Below are 14928 nucleotides of genomic sequence, written 5' to 3' on the forward strand. Positions count from 1 at the left end.
TCGAGTAAAATTTTAGTAATTGACGTTATAATGTAGAAAGGGAGGAATCATTATGGAACAAGAGATTCTGAAAAGATTTACAAGCTATGACAGAATAGATACTCAATGGGTGGCTGGCCCGTCAGCTTGTAAAAGAGTTAAAAGAAATAGGAATGAAGGATGTATCAATTGATGAGCATTGTTACGTGATGGCTACACTTCCATCCAACACAGACAGAGAAGTTCCAGTCATGGGATTGTTAGCACACATCGACACCTCTGCCGATTTCATCGGAAACGGGGTCACCCCGCTTATACATAAGAATTATGATGGGGAAGACCTCCGGTTAAACGATCACGTGGTGCTGTCTCCGCGTGACTTTAAAGAGCTCCTGGCTTACAAAGGGCATACATTGATTACAACTGATGGGACTACACTTCTTGGGGCAGATAATAAAGCAGGCATCACAGAAATTATGACAGCTGTGAACTATTTGATTCAACATACTGAAATCAAGCATGGAGCTATTGGGGTTGCCTTTACTCCAGATGAGGAAATTGGACGAGGGCCCCATAAGTTTGATGTCGAACGGTTTGGTGCTGATTTCGCTTATACTGTGGACGGTGGTCCGTTAGGTGAACTGCAATATGAAAGCTTTAACGCAGCCGGTGCTGAGATTACCTTTCGGGGAAATAGTGTTCACCCGGGTACTGCCAAAGGAAAAATGATTCATGCCTCCAAGATAGCTGTGGAGTTTATGGAACAGCTGCCTGCTCAGGAAGCACCGGAATTTACTGAGGAGTATGAGGGTTTCTTTCATTTGCTGACCTTTAAAGGAGATGTAGAGAAAGCGAAACTGCTTTACTTAATTAGAGACCATGATAATGAAAAGTTTGAAGAGAGGAAAGCACGCTTTCGAAAAATTATAAAACAACTGCAGGAGCGCTATGGTTCACAGCAAATCGAATTACAATTAGAAGATCAGTATTATAATATGCGTGACAAAATTGAACCTGTTAAAGAAATTGTAGATACAGCATATCAAGCTATGGAAAACTTAAATATTAAGCCTATTGTTCAACCCATCCGTGGAGGTACAGACGGGGCACAGCTTTCGTACAAAGGGCTGCCGACACCCAACTTGTTTACAGGTGGAGAAAATTTTCACGGAAAATATGAATACATTTCGCTGAACAATATGGTAAAGGCCGTGCAGGTTATTGTAGAAATAGCCCGTCTGCATGTAGAAAAAAATCATAACCTCGATGCATAGATCAAGAAGGGGAACCAAATAATGAGGAATGGGAAGGGTACAAATATTAATTGACAAATCACGATCCCATGCTATGATGAAAGAAGAATATAGCAATTCCTAAAGGGGAGTAGCTGGACAATAAAGTCGTCATTACGGGAGGGATCCCCGGCTTTATTGGCAACGGACGTTGTTAGCGAGACCTTTACCCGCACAAGGGTAAAGGTCTGTTTTTTTATGATCTTTGCTTCTGGGCAGGGATCATTTTTTATGTAAAAAGGAGAGTATCTCATATGGATGCGCAATTATTAATTGAGTACGGATGGGTATTAATCGTACTTGTTGGTTTAGAAGGAATTCTCGCGGCTGATAATGCACTGGTTTTAGCTATTATGGTGAAGCATCTGCCGGAAGAACAGCGTAAAAAGGCCTTATTTTATGGATTATTAGGTGCATTTGTACTTAGGTTCGCTTCTCTATTCGTTATTTCATTTCTTGTGGATGTCTGGCAGGTACAGGCAATTGGAGCAGCTTACTTACTCTTTATTTCAGGTAAACATCTGTACGATAAATGGCGGACGAAGAACATAGTGGAAAATCAACCCGCCGAACATATAGAAGAGAAGGAAAAAGGCTCTGGATTCTGGATGACCGTGGTAAAAGTAGAGCTGGCGGATTTAGCATTTGCTGTGGATTCCATTCTTGCTGCCGTCGCCCTTGCTGTAGCTTTGCCGGCAACCCCGCTGCCGCCTGTAGGAAGTCTTGATGGCGGACAGTTTGCTGTTATTCTAACCGGAGGAATGATTGGGATTATCATTATGCGTTTTGCAGCGAATGTCTTTGTTAATCTGCTGCACTCTCGTCCCGGACTTGAGATCGCCGCCTTCGTTATCGTTGGCTGGGTAGGTATAAAGCTGGTAGTATCGACATTGGCTCATCCGAATATTCAAGTTCTAGATGAACACTTTGCGCATTCTACCCTGTGGAAGGTTTCCTTTTACACAATCTTAGTAGGAATTGCGGTTGCCGGATGGTTCTTATCAGGTAAAAAGAATACAGAGCAAGCGTAAATGACTGCAGGAGATCCTCCTGCAGTTTTCCATTGACGTTTTTTGTTATAGTAAAAGAATCAGGAGGGGTTCACAATGGGAAAGGCAGCTAATAATCGGGCTGATCAATTCACGTATGTTAAAAATCGGATCCGCATGCTTCATCAAGTTGTGTCTTCCATGGACGAGCAGGAAGTAACGGATGAAGATTATGAACGTGTCCTTGAAATGATTGAGCAATTGCAGCTTAAAATGAAAAGATTTAAAAAGGACTGGAAAGAAGAGCGGTAGTTCACAATGTTGTCTCATCGCAGGAATATAGATTAAAATGGGAGCCAAAGGAGTGAGTAACCATGGCACTGCATCATTTTCATTTAAAAGCAGACTGGCCCGGCGGCCGGAATGAAGTGGGCCGCATTGAAGCCGGGCAGTTAAAGACAAAGATATCGATTCCGAAAGAAATGGACGGGCCCAATATAGGAACAAATCCGGATGAGCTGCTGCTAGGAGCTGCAGCCACCTGCTATATTATCAGTTTAGCAGCTATGATCGAGCGTGCCCGACTTCCTTTAGCTCATATGGAGATGGACTCTGAAGGGATTGTTGATGTAACCGACGGCATTTTCACATATAAGAAAATTATTCATAAGCCTAAGGTTTACCTCACGAATAAGGCAGAGAATAAACAGCTGAAGCGACTTGACAAACTGGTGAAACAAGCGGAAAGCAGCTGTATGATTTCAAAAGCGATTGCAGGGAATGTGGAGCTTGAACTGCAGGCGGAAACAGTGATTCAATGATAAGAAGTCGGGACAAAACTGAATAAAACATAAAATAATCCGAATGATTTTGTAGAAATCAGTTCGGATTATTTATGTTAAAGAGCATTCACACTGTCGCTCCGTCAAAATGCTTTGCTTTCCGTGGGCACGGCTTCAGATTCCTCAGAAAGCATAGAGCGTTTCTTCGGCTCGTGCTGTTCCCACAGGAGTCTTCGCATTGTGACTACGCTAATCATCTGCGTTATACAGATGTTCGTTTTTTGACACCACTGCTTTACTTATGTCTTAAAACAGGTAAACTCGGGCTTCAAAAGGAGCAAGCTGAAGCTTTTCGGTATCCTTTTCAGGAGCCTTTCCATTTGAGAGGAGCAGTTGATCTGTATGCAGCGTGTACTCACTCTCAAACTCTGTTTCTTCTGAAGTCAGGTTTGTGATAATAAGAGCGGTTTGCTCACCATACGTCCGTGTATATGCATAAATTTGAGGGTCTTCCGGAAGAAGCAGCTCATACGTACCATACGTAAATAATTCATATTTCTTTTTAAGACTAATTAATTTTTTATAAAAAGATAGAATAGAACCTTCTTCTTTAAGCTGGCGGGCCACATTAATCTCTTGATAATTCGGATTCACCTTCAGCCAGGGCTTTCCAGTTGTAAAGCCGGCCTGCTCTCCATCACTCCACTGCATCGGGGTCCGGCTGTGGTCGCGTGACGTGCTTCCTAACACGTTCATGATCTCTTTATGAGACCAGCCAGCATCTTTTTTAGCAGCATAGAAGTTCTTCGCCTGGACATCGTCGTACTCCTCAATGGAAGTGAATTCAATATTGGTCATCCCGATTTCCTGCCCTTGATAAATAAAAGGGGTTCCCTGCATGAGGAAGTACATCGCAGCCATGGCTGTAGCACTCTCATACCAATATTCTTCATCGTCCCCCCAGGTGGAGACTATCCGGGCTTTGTCATGGTTCTCGAGAAACAAGGCATTCCATCCATCACCTTCAAGCGTCTTCTGCCAGCGGGTAAGGGTAGTTTTTAAAGCGGGAACATCGAGCGGCTGGTCCGCCTCCTGATCCCATAAATCTAAATGTTCAAATTGAAAAATCATATCCATTTTGCCATTTTTACCGACCCATTGATCAGCCTGTTCTGCACTTACGCCATTCGCTTCTCCAACGGTTAACGCATTATAATTCGAATACGTATGGTCTTTAAATTCCTGTAAAAAATCGTGAATCCCTTCCTGATTCATATGCATATCGAAGGAGGGTACGAAGGGACTGCCTTCTGGATTCGGCAGATCCGGGAAATTCTCCCGTTTTTTAATGTGACTGATGGCATCGATCCGAAAACCGTCAATTCCTTTCTCAAGCCACCAGTTGACAGTATCATATAAAGCTTCGCGTACTTCTTTGTTTTCCCAGTTCAAGTCCGGCTGCTTTCTGGAAAAAATGTGCATATAGTACTGACCGGTTTTCTTGTCATATTCCCACGCTGATCCTTCAAAAATGCTCTCCCAGTTATTCGGTTCCCCGCCATCTTTAGGATCACGCCAAATATACCAGTCGCGCTTCGGGTTATCTTTCGAGGAGCGGGACTCAATGAACCATGGATGTTCATCGCTTGTATGATTTAGAACAAGATCGATAATCAGCTTCATTTCGCGCTTATGCACTTCATTTAGAAGCTGATCAAAATCTTCGATCGTACCAAACTCCTCGAGAATATCCTGATAATCAGAAATGTCATAGCCATTGTCATCCTTTGGTGATTTATACATCGGGCAGATCCAGATGAAATCGACGCCCAAATCTTTTAAGTAATCGAGACGCTGGATCATCCCTTGAATATCACCAATGCCATCACCGTTTGAATCCTGAAAGCTTTGCGGGTAGACTTGATATCCGACCGCTTCTTTCCACCAAACTTTTTCCACTGTCAAAACCTCACTTTTATTGTTACTTTCGTTTATATTCGATTTCGAGACCATAGTGATCAGATATGACAGGCTCATTCTCCCCGTCAAAAATGACGGAAGAGTGAAGAATGAGGACCTCGTCGTTTGTGAAGATATGGTCAATTTTTAAAGCTTCGTCATTGTTCTCCCAACCTGCAATCTTTCCTTTAATGGTACGGTTTCCCCGGCGGGTACGCGCGTGTTTATGAGTGTCAACGAATCCTTTTTGAAGAAGGTAATCATACCCTTCGCCAGTAAGGCTGTCAGCCGCGTTAAAATCTCCTAATAAGAAACAGGGGTTGTCCAGTCGGTTCGTTAAACGGTCAATTTGCCCGCTGTATGGTTCGTCCTCGTCCCCCCACCAGCCTAAATGGCAGGAATAGAGGGAAAGAGGGGAGCCGTTTACTTGAATTCTGGCTCCTACGATTTTTCTTGATTTCCAATAATCTATGGATTCTGAAGAAGTAATGTAAAATTTATCGATCTTTTCAACAGGATGGCGTGTTAATAAGGCAATACCCTCTTCGTACACTTTGTAACCTATATGAGAAATATCCCAGTGAAGTTTGTAATCTGTACTGCCCAGCTCCTTCAGCTCCTGAAGTAAAATAAATCCATAGTTATCTCTACGAATGGAATCATAAGCAAAAGGACTGTCCATATGCTGGCTCACCTCCTGCAGGGCAGCTGCGTCATATCGTTTTTCGTGAATGACTTCAGCCAGTTTCCTGATTTTCTCCCGTTGATGGTCTTCCTGCCAGGCATGAACGTTGATTGTTATCAGTTTCATAAATTAAGCCCCCAGCTTCGTTTGAATATCAGACTTTAATACATCTGCTTTTGGACCATAAATCGCTTGAACGCCGCGGTCTTTAACGACGAGCCCCATCGCCCCGTCACGCTTCCATTCCGCTTCATCAGCGACAAGGTCAAGATTATTTACAGTCACACGCAGACGGGTCATACATGCATCAACTTCTTCTATATTGTTTCGTCCGCCGAGCATCTTGATGACTTTACTTGCTTGAGAGCTGTCATCATCCAGTACAGACGCGCCGCCTTCAGCAGGTGATGCTTCTTCGATGTAGTTTCCTTTCCGTCCTGGTGTTGGCAGCTTCAGCTTCTTAATCATTAAGTGAGCCATACCAAAGTTTAATCCGAAAAATACGAGGCACGTCACCACAAAGTTAATCAAATCCCGGCCGATTCCGGCGTTGATCATCAACGGAGTCCGCGTCAGCAACTCAATAATACCAAAAGCATGAACACGAAGATCGATTAAGTCTACTATAGCAAAAGCCATTCCCGTTGTAAGGGCGTAGGCTACATAGAGAAGGGGAGCTGCAAACATGAACATAAATTCAATCGGCTCTGTTACACCTGTTAAGAATACAGCTAAACCAGCAGAAAGAAATACGGACTTGTACTTATGCTTTTTATCTTTATCTACGTTTAAATACATTGCAAGCGCAATACCGATGAGAGAAGCAGTGGAAATAATTACCTGACCCGCTTTAAAACGCGCCGGCGTCACATCTTCTTCGAGCTGTTGATAACCGCTCATGTCATTTTGAGCCATTAAGTTATACATATCCGCAGCCCAGGCAAGCCACAAGGGATCCTGTCCAGCAACAGCTTCTCCTGCATTCTGCCCTGTCTGAATAATATATGTGCCGCCAAGCTCTGTATAGTTAATCGGTACTGTCAGCATGTGGTGCAGACCGAACGGAAGCATTAATCGCTCTACCGCTCCGAAAATAAACGGGGCCGCCACAGGTGCTGTATTTCGTGAGGTTGCAATCCATTCACCGAAGTTATTTAAGCCTGTCTGAATCGGAGGCCAAATTAAAGCAAGCAGCAGCGACACAACCACTGATCCGGCCATAACTGCAAAAGGAACGAATCGTTTACCGTTGAAGAAGCCGAGAGCTTCAGGGAGCTTGTTAAACGCATGGTATTTATTAAATAAGCTCGCTCCGAGAAAGCCCGAAATAATACCAACAAAGACTCCCATATTAAGAGCGGGAGCGCCGAGAACGTCAATGAAATAGTCACCGACAACCATTTCCGTACCGACGAGTGATTGAACGGTTGGACTTTCTTCAGCAAGCATATCTGAACTGACCCCAAAGACGGCGCCAGTAATCCGGTTGATGAAAATGAACGCAAGCAGAGCAGCAAATGCACCGCCGGCCCGCTCTTTAGCCCATGAACCACCAATAGCGACAGCGAACAGAATATGTAAATTATTAATAATCGCCCAGCCAATATCCTCCATTATCCGTGCAACCGCTTGCATGAAGGCTATGTCATCGACAACCATATCCAAAGCTTTACCCAGGGAAATCATAATTCCTGCAGCAGGCATAACGGCTACCACGACCATAAGGGCTTTCCCGAACTTCTGCCAAAAATCAAAAGAAAAAATCGGTAATTGCTTTAATTTAGACATGTGTTACTCTCCTTTTTAGTATATAGATTGGAATCGTTTCCATAAAAGAGACAAATAAAAACGTCTGATTTGTGCAAACGTTTTCTCTGATTTATATGCTAAACGATTTCAATATAGATGGCAATAGATTTTATGAAATTTTTTGAGGGCTGAATTTAAATAGAGTGAGAATGCTGGTGACAAACATAGACCTCGTAATGAACAACATGCTGATAAGGGATTTTTCTCCAAATGGGTAAAATCGCCACTGTTCAAAAATGAAGGATCTGGTTATAATAAGAACAAACGTTCGTGATGTGGAGGGGTGAAAATGGATTACTCAAGTTATCCGCGGCATGACGTGCTGTGTATTGACATGCGGTCCTTTTATGCAAGTGTGGAATGTACGAGGCGCGGCCTTGATCCAAGCACAGCATTGCTCGCTGTAGTAGGGGACCCGAGTCGAAGCGGCAGTATTGTATTAGCAGCATCCCCGGCCTTAAAGAAAAAACACGGCATCAGTAATGTCAGCCGTTTTTTCGAATTACCTGATGACCCACAGCTTGTGATCGCCCAGGCTCACATGGGGGATTACCTCGAGGTATCGGTGGAGATCACAAAAATGATTATGAATTATGTGCCGCCGGAAGCGGTGCATGTGTATTCCGTAGATGAATTGTGGGTGACCATTGATGGGTTAGAGAAGCTGTACGGCTCGCCTTATGACATCGCCCGCATGATTCAGGACAACATTCGCGATCAGTTTGGCATCGAGTGTGTGATTGGAATCGGCGATAACAAATTTTTAGCTAAAGTCGTCATGGACATTCATTCGAAAAAAGCCGATGACGGAATAGCAGAGTGCAGGTACGAAGATGTGGAGCGGATGCTGTGGCCCACCCCGATTGAAGACATCTGGGGTATCGGCAGGCGGATGATGAGGAACTTAAACCGTATGGGGATTGTAACGCTGGGGCAGCTGGCGAAGCATCCTGTTAAGTATTTGAAAAAGCATTACGGCATCATGGGTGAACAGCTGCATCAGCACGCATGGGGAATTGATTTAAGTCCCGTCATCGGGGATTTTACGAAAACAGAGCAGAAAGGCTACGGACACGGCGTTACTCTTCTGCGTGATTATACGGGGGAAGAGCTGCCGACTGTAATTTTAGATTTGTGCGAGGAAGCATGCCGGCGGGCACGGAGAGATCATCAAGCCGGGCGTACCGTGCATCTTTCGGTTGCGTATTCGAGTGAAACGGGAGGGGGGTTCAGCCGCTCAATGTCAATGGATCTGCCGACGAACATTACGATGGATATGTTCCATTTATGCATGCGTCTTTACCGAACCTTCTATGACGGAGAAAGTAAAATCCGCCGAACGAGTGTGACGCTGACCAACCTCGACGATGATATCGCTACGCAGCTTACGTTATTTGACGATCGCCCGAAGAAGAAAGACATCGGAAATGTCATGGATGAAATTAGAGATAAGTACGGGTCAACGGCAATTTTACGGGCAAGCAGCTTTACAAAAGCCGGGATTACACCGGAGCGCAGCAAGAAAATCGGCGGGCATTTTGCCTGAGTGACGCCTATATGGATTAAAAAATCAATTTCGTGGAAAAAACTCTGTAACCAATAATTACAGAGGAGGATTACCGTGAGAAAAGAAATGGATGGGGTTCTCGTGGAAGCGGTACAGGGGGATATTGCCTCTTAAACAGATATAGAAGCTGTGGTGAATGCAGCCAATGCTGAATTACTGATGGGAGGAGGGGTGGCAGGAGCTCTGCATCAAGCAGCCGGTCCGGAGCTTGCGGATGCGGGGGCCCCTTTTTCTCCGATATCGCCAGGGGAAGCAGTGATTACAAACGCCTTTAATCTGCCTAATGATTATGTGATTCATTGTCTGGGCCCAGTATATGGACTCGACCGGCCAGAAGAGAAACTACTACGTGATTGTTATGTGAATGCTTTACGAAGAGCAGAAGAAAAAGAAGTAAAAAGCATCGCTTTTCCTTCGATTTCTACGGGAGCTTTTGGGTATCCACTGGAGGATGCGGTTCAGACGGCACTGCCGGCTGTCCTCAATTCGCTCGATAAGTTACAATCCGTAAGACATATCAGGTTTGTTTTGTTTAGTAAGCAGGATTTTAAAGCCTATGAGAAGTTTTTAACTTCAGAAGACCAGGGGTAACTCCACTCATATCTCTTTTTGTTTTAAAAGGGGAGTGGAGGTATGCCTCCGCGTGCTTAATTTTTTTGTGAAATAACTGTGCAGCACCATACCAGCAATAATAATGAACAGGCCGAGAGCGGCTAATCCGCCTGGCAGGGGAGTAGAGAGCAGCACCACTTCACCGAGCATAACAAAGAGAACCTGTGTTGACTGGGTCGCTTCAACCGCTGCCAGCTTTCCCTGGTGGGTCCGCACGCGGTCGGTAGCGATAAAGAACAACGTTGTGGCAATCACGCCGGAGCAGATGCCGACAATAAACGTTTGCAGGAGCTGTTCTGAAGGTGGTGCGCCCACAGTCATAAGTCCATAGGTGCTGAGAATAACCCACAAAGGGAGACTTGCAATCGTCATCCCAAGTACTCGCTGGAAGGTATCCAGTCTGCCGCCGCAATGCTCCATCATTTTGCGGTTCCCTAACGGATAAGCGAAGGCAGCGAGAACTACGGGTAAGATGCCTGCCGCAATCTGCGCCGGGTTTAACTGACCGGCCTGAGGAAGTTGAATGAGTACTACCCCGAGCAGAATAAATAAAGAGATGCAAAGCGCTCTCACCTCAATTTTATTTCTTGCTTTTTCACCTCTATTACTTACAAAAAACAAAGGAGCCAGCAAAGTTCCTGCCACAATTGTCATCTGCCACGTTCCGGCTACAAGCCACCCTGGACCGTAAGAAGCCGCATATGTAAGCGGTGCGTAAAATAACCCAAAACCGACCGTCCCCCACACAAGCCACGGCAAAGGCCGGCTCCTCATTTCCTGAAGGACTTGTTTCCCGTTCCCTCTTACAAGTACAATGAAAAGGAGAAAAGGAAGCATGAAGAAGAATCTCAGCGAAGAGCTCCATAGCCAACTGCCTCCGTCAAGCTCCATCGAACGATTTAATATAAACGTTACCGCAAAAAACATGGAAGCTGTAATTCCGATAATGATTTCCTTCATATGATTAGATCCTCCTCATCATCATAATAAAATATACATAATGTTTAATATATTATATCAAAAATAAAGAGTGAATAGGTAAGGAGATTTCAAATCAATGAAAGATGAATCAAATAATCCAGAAAAAATTACCCGGCAGGTTGGCCAGAGATTAAGGAATATCCGCAGGGAACGTGGCTTTAGCCTAAAACAATTGGAGGAAGTAACAACAGTGAGTAGGCTGACGCTTGGAAATATTGAACGAGGAGAAGCGAATCCGTCGCTGACTGTGATTTGGAAAATAGCAAACGGGCTGCAAATTCCAATTTCTTCACTCCTCAATGAAGATGAAGGTGTAACAGTTTCAAGAAAAAATGAAGGAAATAAAGTCGTAAGTGCAAATGAAGCGTGCACGCTGGAACCGATGTTTGATGCGGCAAACTTTGGCTCTCTCGAAATTCACCGGGCTTTTTTGAAACCGTATAGCGAATATTCTCCCGGCGCTCACCAGGCGGGGGTAAAGGAGTATGTGACGGTGATGAAAGGGAAAGCTGTCATCCGAATTGAGGAGGAAGAGTATCGACTGGAAGAATACGATTCATTGAAATTTAACGGAGACCGCCCTCATACTTATGTAAATGAAACGGAAGATGAAGCTGTACTTCACTTTGTTATGACGTATACGAAACGTTAAATTAACAGTCATCCATTTGTCTTACTATACGTAGGTAAGATTATGTCCTTCCCATGGAGTATTCAATTGCTATACTTTTGATTGTAATAGACAACCCATCAATGATTAAACCTCTCGATTCAATAATCGTGTCTAATTATACGGGTACTCTATATACATTTGAAGGAGAACTCAAGGTTAAGAATACAAAGTTAAGTAATCAATCTGTTATATAGATTTCCTTAATCAGCCTCTTATTAAAACTTCAAGGATAAGGAACTTTTTCGTTATTTTCAGCCGAAATTAATTTAAATTCCATCAGATGGAAGTCAAATGGATTGCGATATTATGACATTTCCATTATATTAATAGTAATACAACTAAATATTTAGTCCTTCGGGGTCGGGTGAAAATCCCAGCCGGCGGTAATGAACCTTTGTGTTCCGAGCCCGCGACGGGGAAGCAGCAGCTATGCGTTTCCTCCTGATTTGGTGCATAATCCAAAGCCGACAGTTAAAGTCTGGATGGGAGAAGGAATGGAGAACGTCAGCGGTACAGCAGAAATTCTGCAGTTGTACCCTTTATTAGGCGTACCTATGTACATTTTTAAAAAAATGTAGGAAAAAACCCTGGGGAAGTGTGTCTTCTTCAGGGTTTTTTGTATGAACTGGGGTGAGGAAATGGATCGAGATCAACAATATATGAGAATGGCAGTAGAAATGGCGAAAGGAACGGTAGGGCAGACAACGCCAAACCCTTCAGTGGCTGCGGTCGTCGTCAAGGATAATCAGGTCGTCGGGCTTGGGGTCCACGTGAAAGCAGGAGAGCCGCATGCTGAAGTGCACGCTTTACAAATGGCTGGGGAAAAAGCGCAGGGAGCCGTTATTTATGTAACGCTTGAACCGTGCAGCCATTTCGGACGCACTCCTCCATGCGCCCAGGCCGTAATTGACGCAGGAATTAAACGGGCGGTTATTGCTTCTCATGATCCCAACCCTAAAGTGAGCGGACGCGGGATTAAAATGGTGAAGGAAGCCGGCGTTGAGGTCACAACTGCTGTCCTTAAGGAGGAAGCCGATCAGCTGAACAGAGCTTTTTTTCATTATATTCAAACAGAGCGTCCTTACGTTCGGCTGAAGTCAGCCATCAGCATGGATGGGAAAATTGCGACCTCTACAGGCGAGAGCCAGTGGATTACCGGGAAGGAAGCGCGTGAAGACGGCCATCGCTACCGTCATCAGTCAGCAGCGATTTTAGTAGGGATAAACACTGTACTGATGGATAATCCGAAGCTTACTACCCGAATCGAGGGGGGAGGCAGGAATCCGGTACGGGTTGTGATGGATACTCACCTTCGTGTTCCGCAGTCCTCTCAGCTGATTCAGGACCCGGCCGCTCCTACTTGGATTTTTACAGGAATTAACCATGATCAAGCACAGAAAACAGCACTTGAAAGCCACCCGCATGTGCACGTTATTTCATTAAATACACCAGAAATAGAGCCGGAAGCCGTTTTACACTATCTCGGAGAAAAGAAAATAACCTCCCTGCTTATTGAAGGCGGTGCCACCGTAGCCGATACGTTCGTACGCGCCGGACTTGTTAATGAAGTGATTACCTATATGGCCCCGAAGCTTATAGGTGGAAAAGAAGCACTGACCTCAGTGGCCGGCAAAGGTTTCAGCCAGTTAAAAAACGTAGATCGGTTTGAGTTCATATCGAGCGAACGAATCGGCGAAGATTTAAAAATTATCTCCGTGAAAAAGGAGGGTTAAGTTATGTTTACAGGTATTATTGAAGAAATTGGTTCGATAAAAGGAATCAAAACGAAAACTGAAGCAATGGAAATCAGCATAAAAGCAAAGGATATATTAAACGACGTCAATTTAGGAGACAGCATTTCCATAAATGGCGTATGTTTAACTGTGACGAGTTACACTGATCAGAGTGTCGAATTTGATGTAATGCCGGAAACGTTCCGAGCGACCAATCTACATGAGCTGAAGCAGGGCAGCCCGGTGAATCTAGAACGGGCGATGGCCGCAGGGGGCCGCTTCGGCGGTCATCTCGTATCCGGTCACATTGACGGCACGGGGCAAATCGTCAGTAAGACGCCGGAATCCAATGCTGTCTACTATGAAATCGAATTACCAGATGAACTTATTCATTATTTTGTATACAAAGGGTCCATTGCGGTGGATGGCACCAGCCTGACCGTATTCGGAGTTGAGGAGAACCGTGTGACGATTTCGCTGATTCCTCACACGATGGAGTATACTGTGTTAGGAAATAAGGGACCTGGAGACCGTGTCAACGTTGAGTGCGATATGATCGGTAAATATGTCGCTCACTTTCTAGGGAAAGATAAACCGAGTGAAAAATCGCACATGACAAAAGAATTCTTAAGTGAAAATGGATTTGCTTAATGGAAGGAGCAGCCAGAATGTTTGATTCAATTGAAAAAGCGTTGGAACATCTAAAGCAGGGGAAAATGGTCATTGTATGTGATGACGAGGATCGTGAGAACGAAGGGGATTTAATCGGACTTGCCGAGTATGCCAGCCCAGAAATGATTAATTTTATGATTTCTAAGGCGCGTGGTCTTGTGTGCACGCCTATCACTGCTGAATTAGCGGAGAAGCTGGAACTGCTCCCTATGGTAGGGACGAATACCGACCCTAATCAAACAGCGTTTACTGTAAGCATTGATCATAAAAGTACGACGACAGGCATATCTGCCGATGAACGTGCGTTAACCATTCGCGAGCTGCTTAACAAGGACATAGCGGCGGGAGATTTTCAGAAGCCGGGCCACATCTTTCCGTTAATTGCGAAAGAAGGAGGCGTTCTGCGCCGTGCCGGCCATACGGAGGCTGCTGTAGACCTCGCTGTTTTAGCCGGTGCTGAGCCGGCAGGTGTGATTTGCGAAATTATTAAAGACGACGGCACGATGGCACGTGTGCCTGACTTAAGAGAAATGGCTGACGAATACGATATTCCCATGATTACGATTGCTGATTTAATCCAGTATCGTCACCGTCACGAGGACCACGTGAAGCGGGAAGTTGAAATCCAGCTGCCAACTGAATATGGTGATTTCCGTGCAGTTGCCTATTCCAACGATATTGACAATAAAGACCATATCGCTTTAATTAAAGGCGATATAAAGCCGGATGAGCCGACGCTCGTACGTGTGCACTCCGAATGTCTGACGGGAGATGTGTTCGGCTCCTACCGCTGTGACTGCGGTCCGCAGCTGCACAATGCGTTAAGGCAGATTTCAGAGAACGGGAGCGGGGTGCTCCTGTACATGCGACAGGAAGGCCGCGGCATCGGACTGCTGAATAAAATGTTTGCCTATAAGCTGCAGGAGGAAGGATTAGATACTGTAGAAGCAAATGAAAAATTAGGGTTCGGTCCTGATCTGAGGGATTACGGTGTCGGAGCGCAAATCCTGAGAGAACTCGGAATTTCTGAAATTAAGCTGCTGACTAATAACCCTAAGAAAATTTCCGGATTAAGCGGCTACGGTCTTGAAGTCGTTGAACGTGTTCCGATCGAAATGCCGTCTCGTAAAGAAAATGAACTTTACCTAAAGACAAAACAATCCAAAATGGGCCACCTGTTTCATTATTAAAGAGA

The 14928-nt window shown here is 44.8% G+C and carries 13 protein-coding genes, 1 pseudogene and 1 riboswitch; of the genes and pseudogenes, 10 read left to right on the forward strand and 4 right to left on the reverse strand.

Annotated features, from left to right (window positions below; genetic code table 11):
• Nucleotides 1-52: 52 nt before the first annotated feature.
• The 4 genes and pseudogenes from pepT to LF822_RS11080 all read left to right on the forward strand — a co-directional run bounded on the left by pepT (nucleotide 53) and on the right by LF822_RS11080 (nucleotide 3081).
• Nucleotides 53-1253 (forward strand): annotated as a pseudogene (gene pepT, locus LF822_RS11065) (peptidase T).
• A gap of 272 nt (nucleotides 1254-1525) precedes the next feature.
• Nucleotides 1526-2302 carry a TerC family protein gene (locus LF822_RS11070; RefSeq protein ID WP_253924085.1) on the forward strand — a complete coding sequence of 259 codons (777 nt, stop codon included), beginning with the start codon at nucleotides 1526-1528 and terminating at the stop codon, nucleotides 2300-2302.
• 75 nt (nucleotides 2303-2377) lie between these two features.
• Entirely contained in the window at nucleotides 2378-2572 is a 195-nt protein-coding gene (locus tag LF822_RS11075) for an SE1561 family protein (protein WP_253924086.1), read from the forward strand.
• Between the two features lie 62 nt (nucleotides 2573-2634).
• Nucleotides 2635-3081, forward strand: a complete 447-nt coding sequence (locus LF822_RS11080) for an OsmC family protein (RefSeq protein WP_253924087.1) — start codon at nucleotides 2635-2637, stop codon at nucleotides 3079-3081.
• A 267-nt stretch (nucleotides 3082-3348) separates the two neighbouring features.
• On the opposite strand, the gene LF822_RS11085 is transcribed toward LF822_RS11080, so the two are convergent.
• From LF822_RS11085 to LF822_RS11095, 3 genes are read right to left on the reverse strand one after another with little or no spacing between them, the layout of a single operon-like run.
• Entirely contained in the window at nucleotides 3349-5055 is a 1707-nt protein-coding gene (locus LF822_RS11085) for a glycoside hydrolase family 13 protein (protein ID WP_253924266.1), read from the reverse strand.
• Nucleotides 5024-5812, reverse strand: a complete 789-nt coding sequence (locus LF822_RS11090) for an endonuclease/exonuclease/phosphatase family protein (RefSeq protein WP_253924088.1) — start codon at nucleotides 5810-5812, stop codon at nucleotides 5024-5026. The genes LF822_RS11085 and LF822_RS11090 overlap by 32 nt, the downstream gene beginning before the upstream one ends.
• Before the next feature lie 3 nt (nucleotides 5813-5815).
• Nucleotides 5816-7474 carry a PTS transporter subunit IIBC gene (locus tag LF822_RS11095; RefSeq protein ID WP_253924089.1) on the reverse strand — a complete coding sequence of 553 codons (1659 nt, stop codon included), beginning with the start codon at nucleotides 7472-7474 and terminating at the stop codon, nucleotides 5816-5818.
• 310 nt (nucleotides 7475-7784) lie between these two features.
• Between LF822_RS11095 and LF822_RS11100 the strand changes: the two genes are divergently transcribed.
• Both LF822_RS11100 and LF822_RS11105 read left to right on the forward strand, forming a co-directional pair.
• A complete protein-coding gene (locus LF822_RS11100) occupies nucleotides 7785-9041 on the forward strand; it encodes a DNA polymerase IV (protein WP_253924090.1) in 1257 nt (418 codons plus the stop codon).
• 153 nt (nucleotides 9042-9194) lie between these two features.
• Nucleotides 9195-9653, forward strand: a complete 459-nt coding sequence (locus LF822_RS11105; protein WP_253924091.1) for a macro domain-containing protein — start codon at nucleotides 9195-9197, stop codon at nucleotides 9651-9653.
• A 6-nt stretch (nucleotides 9654-9659) separates the two neighbouring features.
• Here LF822_RS11105 and LF822_RS11110 read toward each other — a convergent pair whose 3' ends face one another.
• Nucleotides 9660-10634, reverse strand: a complete 975-nt coding sequence (locus tag LF822_RS11110; protein ID WP_253924092.1) for a DMT family transporter — start codon at nucleotides 10632-10634, stop codon at nucleotides 9660-9662.
• 97 nt (nucleotides 10635-10731) lie between these two features.
• Between LF822_RS11110 and LF822_RS11115 the strand changes: the two genes are divergently transcribed.
• The 4 genes from LF822_RS11115 to LF822_RS11130 all read left to right on the forward strand — a co-directional run bounded on the left by LF822_RS11115 (nucleotide 10732) and on the right by LF822_RS11130 (nucleotide 14923).
• The gene (locus LF822_RS11115) at nucleotides 10732-11307 is read left to right on the forward strand and encodes a helix-turn-helix domain-containing protein (RefSeq protein WP_253924093.1); all 576 of its coding nucleotides are present in this window, start codon (nucleotides 10732-10734) and stop codon (nucleotides 11305-11307) included.
• Between the two features lie 367 nt (nucleotides 11308-11674).
• Nucleotides 11675-11826, forward strand: a riboswitch (FMN riboswitch).
• 140 nt (nucleotides 11827-11966) lie between these two features.
• Nucleotides 11967-13061: a bifunctional diaminohydroxyphosphoribosylaminopyrimidine deaminase/5-amino-6-(5-phosphoribosylamino)uracil reductase RibD gene (gene ribD / locus LF822_RS11120; RefSeq protein ID WP_253924094.1), complete on the forward strand. Its 1095-nt coding sequence runs from the start codon at nucleotides 11967-11969 to the stop codon at nucleotides 13059-13061.
• A gap of 3 nt (nucleotides 13062-13064) precedes the next feature.
• On the forward strand, nucleotides 13065-13712 hold the full coding sequence (ribE, locus tag LF822_RS11125; protein ID WP_253924095.1) for a riboflavin synthase: 648 nt from the start codon (nucleotides 13065-13067) through the stop codon (nucleotides 13710-13712).
• 17 nt (nucleotides 13713-13729) lie between these two features.
• The gene (locus tag LF822_RS11130) at nucleotides 13730-14923 is read left to right on the forward strand and encodes a bifunctional 3,4-dihydroxy-2-butanone-4-phosphate synthase/GTP cyclohydrolase II (protein WP_253924096.1); all 1194 of its coding nucleotides are present in this window, start codon (nucleotides 13730-13732) and stop codon (nucleotides 14921-14923) included.
• Nucleotides 14924-14928 lie beyond the last annotated feature (5 nt).

The sequence above is a fragment of the Halobacillus sp. A5 genome (assembly GCF_024189315.1).
Classification (GTDB): domain Bacteria; phylum Bacillota; class Bacilli; order Bacillales; family Halobacillaceae; genus Halobacillus_A.

Bases quoted from the DNA above. Each gene is read 5' to 3' on its own strand.
- LF822_RS11070 (WP_253924085.1), top strand. From the start codon at position 1,526: ATGGATGCGCAATTATTAATTGAGTACGGATGGGTATTAATCGTACTT.
- LF822_RS11075 (WP_253924086.1), top strand. From the start codon at position 2,378: ATGGGAAAGGCAGCTAATAATCGGGCTGATCAATTCACGTATGTTAAA.
- LF822_RS11080 (WP_253924087.1), top strand. From the start codon at position 2,635: ATGGCACTGCATCATTTTCATTTAAAAGCAGACTGGCCCGGCGGCCGG.
- LF822_RS11085 (WP_253924266.1), bottom strand. From the start codon at position 5,055: ATGGTCTCGAAATCGAATATAAACGAAAGTAACAATAAAAGTGAGGTT.
- LF822_RS11090 (WP_253924088.1), bottom strand. From the start codon at position 5,812: ATGAAACTGATAACAATCAACGTTCATGCCTGGCAGGAAGACCATCAA.
- LF822_RS11095 (WP_253924089.1), bottom strand. From the start codon at position 7,474: ATGTCTAAATTAAAGCAATTACCGATTTTTTCTTTTGATTTTTGGCAG.
- LF822_RS11100 (WP_253924090.1), top strand. From the start codon at position 7,785: ATGGATTACTCAAGTTATCCGCGGCATGACGTGCTGTGTATTGACATG.
- LF822_RS11110 (WP_253924092.1), bottom strand. From the start codon at position 10,634: ATGAAGGAAATCATTATCGGAATTACAGCTTCCATGTTTTTTGCGGTA.
- LF822_RS11115 (WP_253924093.1), top strand. From the start codon at position 10,732: ATGAAAGATGAATCAAATAATCCAGAAAAAATTACCCGGCAGGTTGGC.
- ribD (WP_253924094.1), top strand. From the start codon at position 11,967: ATGGATCGAGATCAACAATATATGAGAATGGCAGTAGAAATGGCGAAA.
- ribE (WP_253924095.1), top strand. From the start codon at position 13,065: ATGTTTACAGGTATTATTGAAGAAATTGGTTCGATAAAAGGAATCAAA.
- LF822_RS11130 (WP_253924096.1), top strand. From the start codon at position 13,730: ATGTTTGATTCAATTGAAAAAGCGTTGGAACATCTAAAGCAGGGGAAA.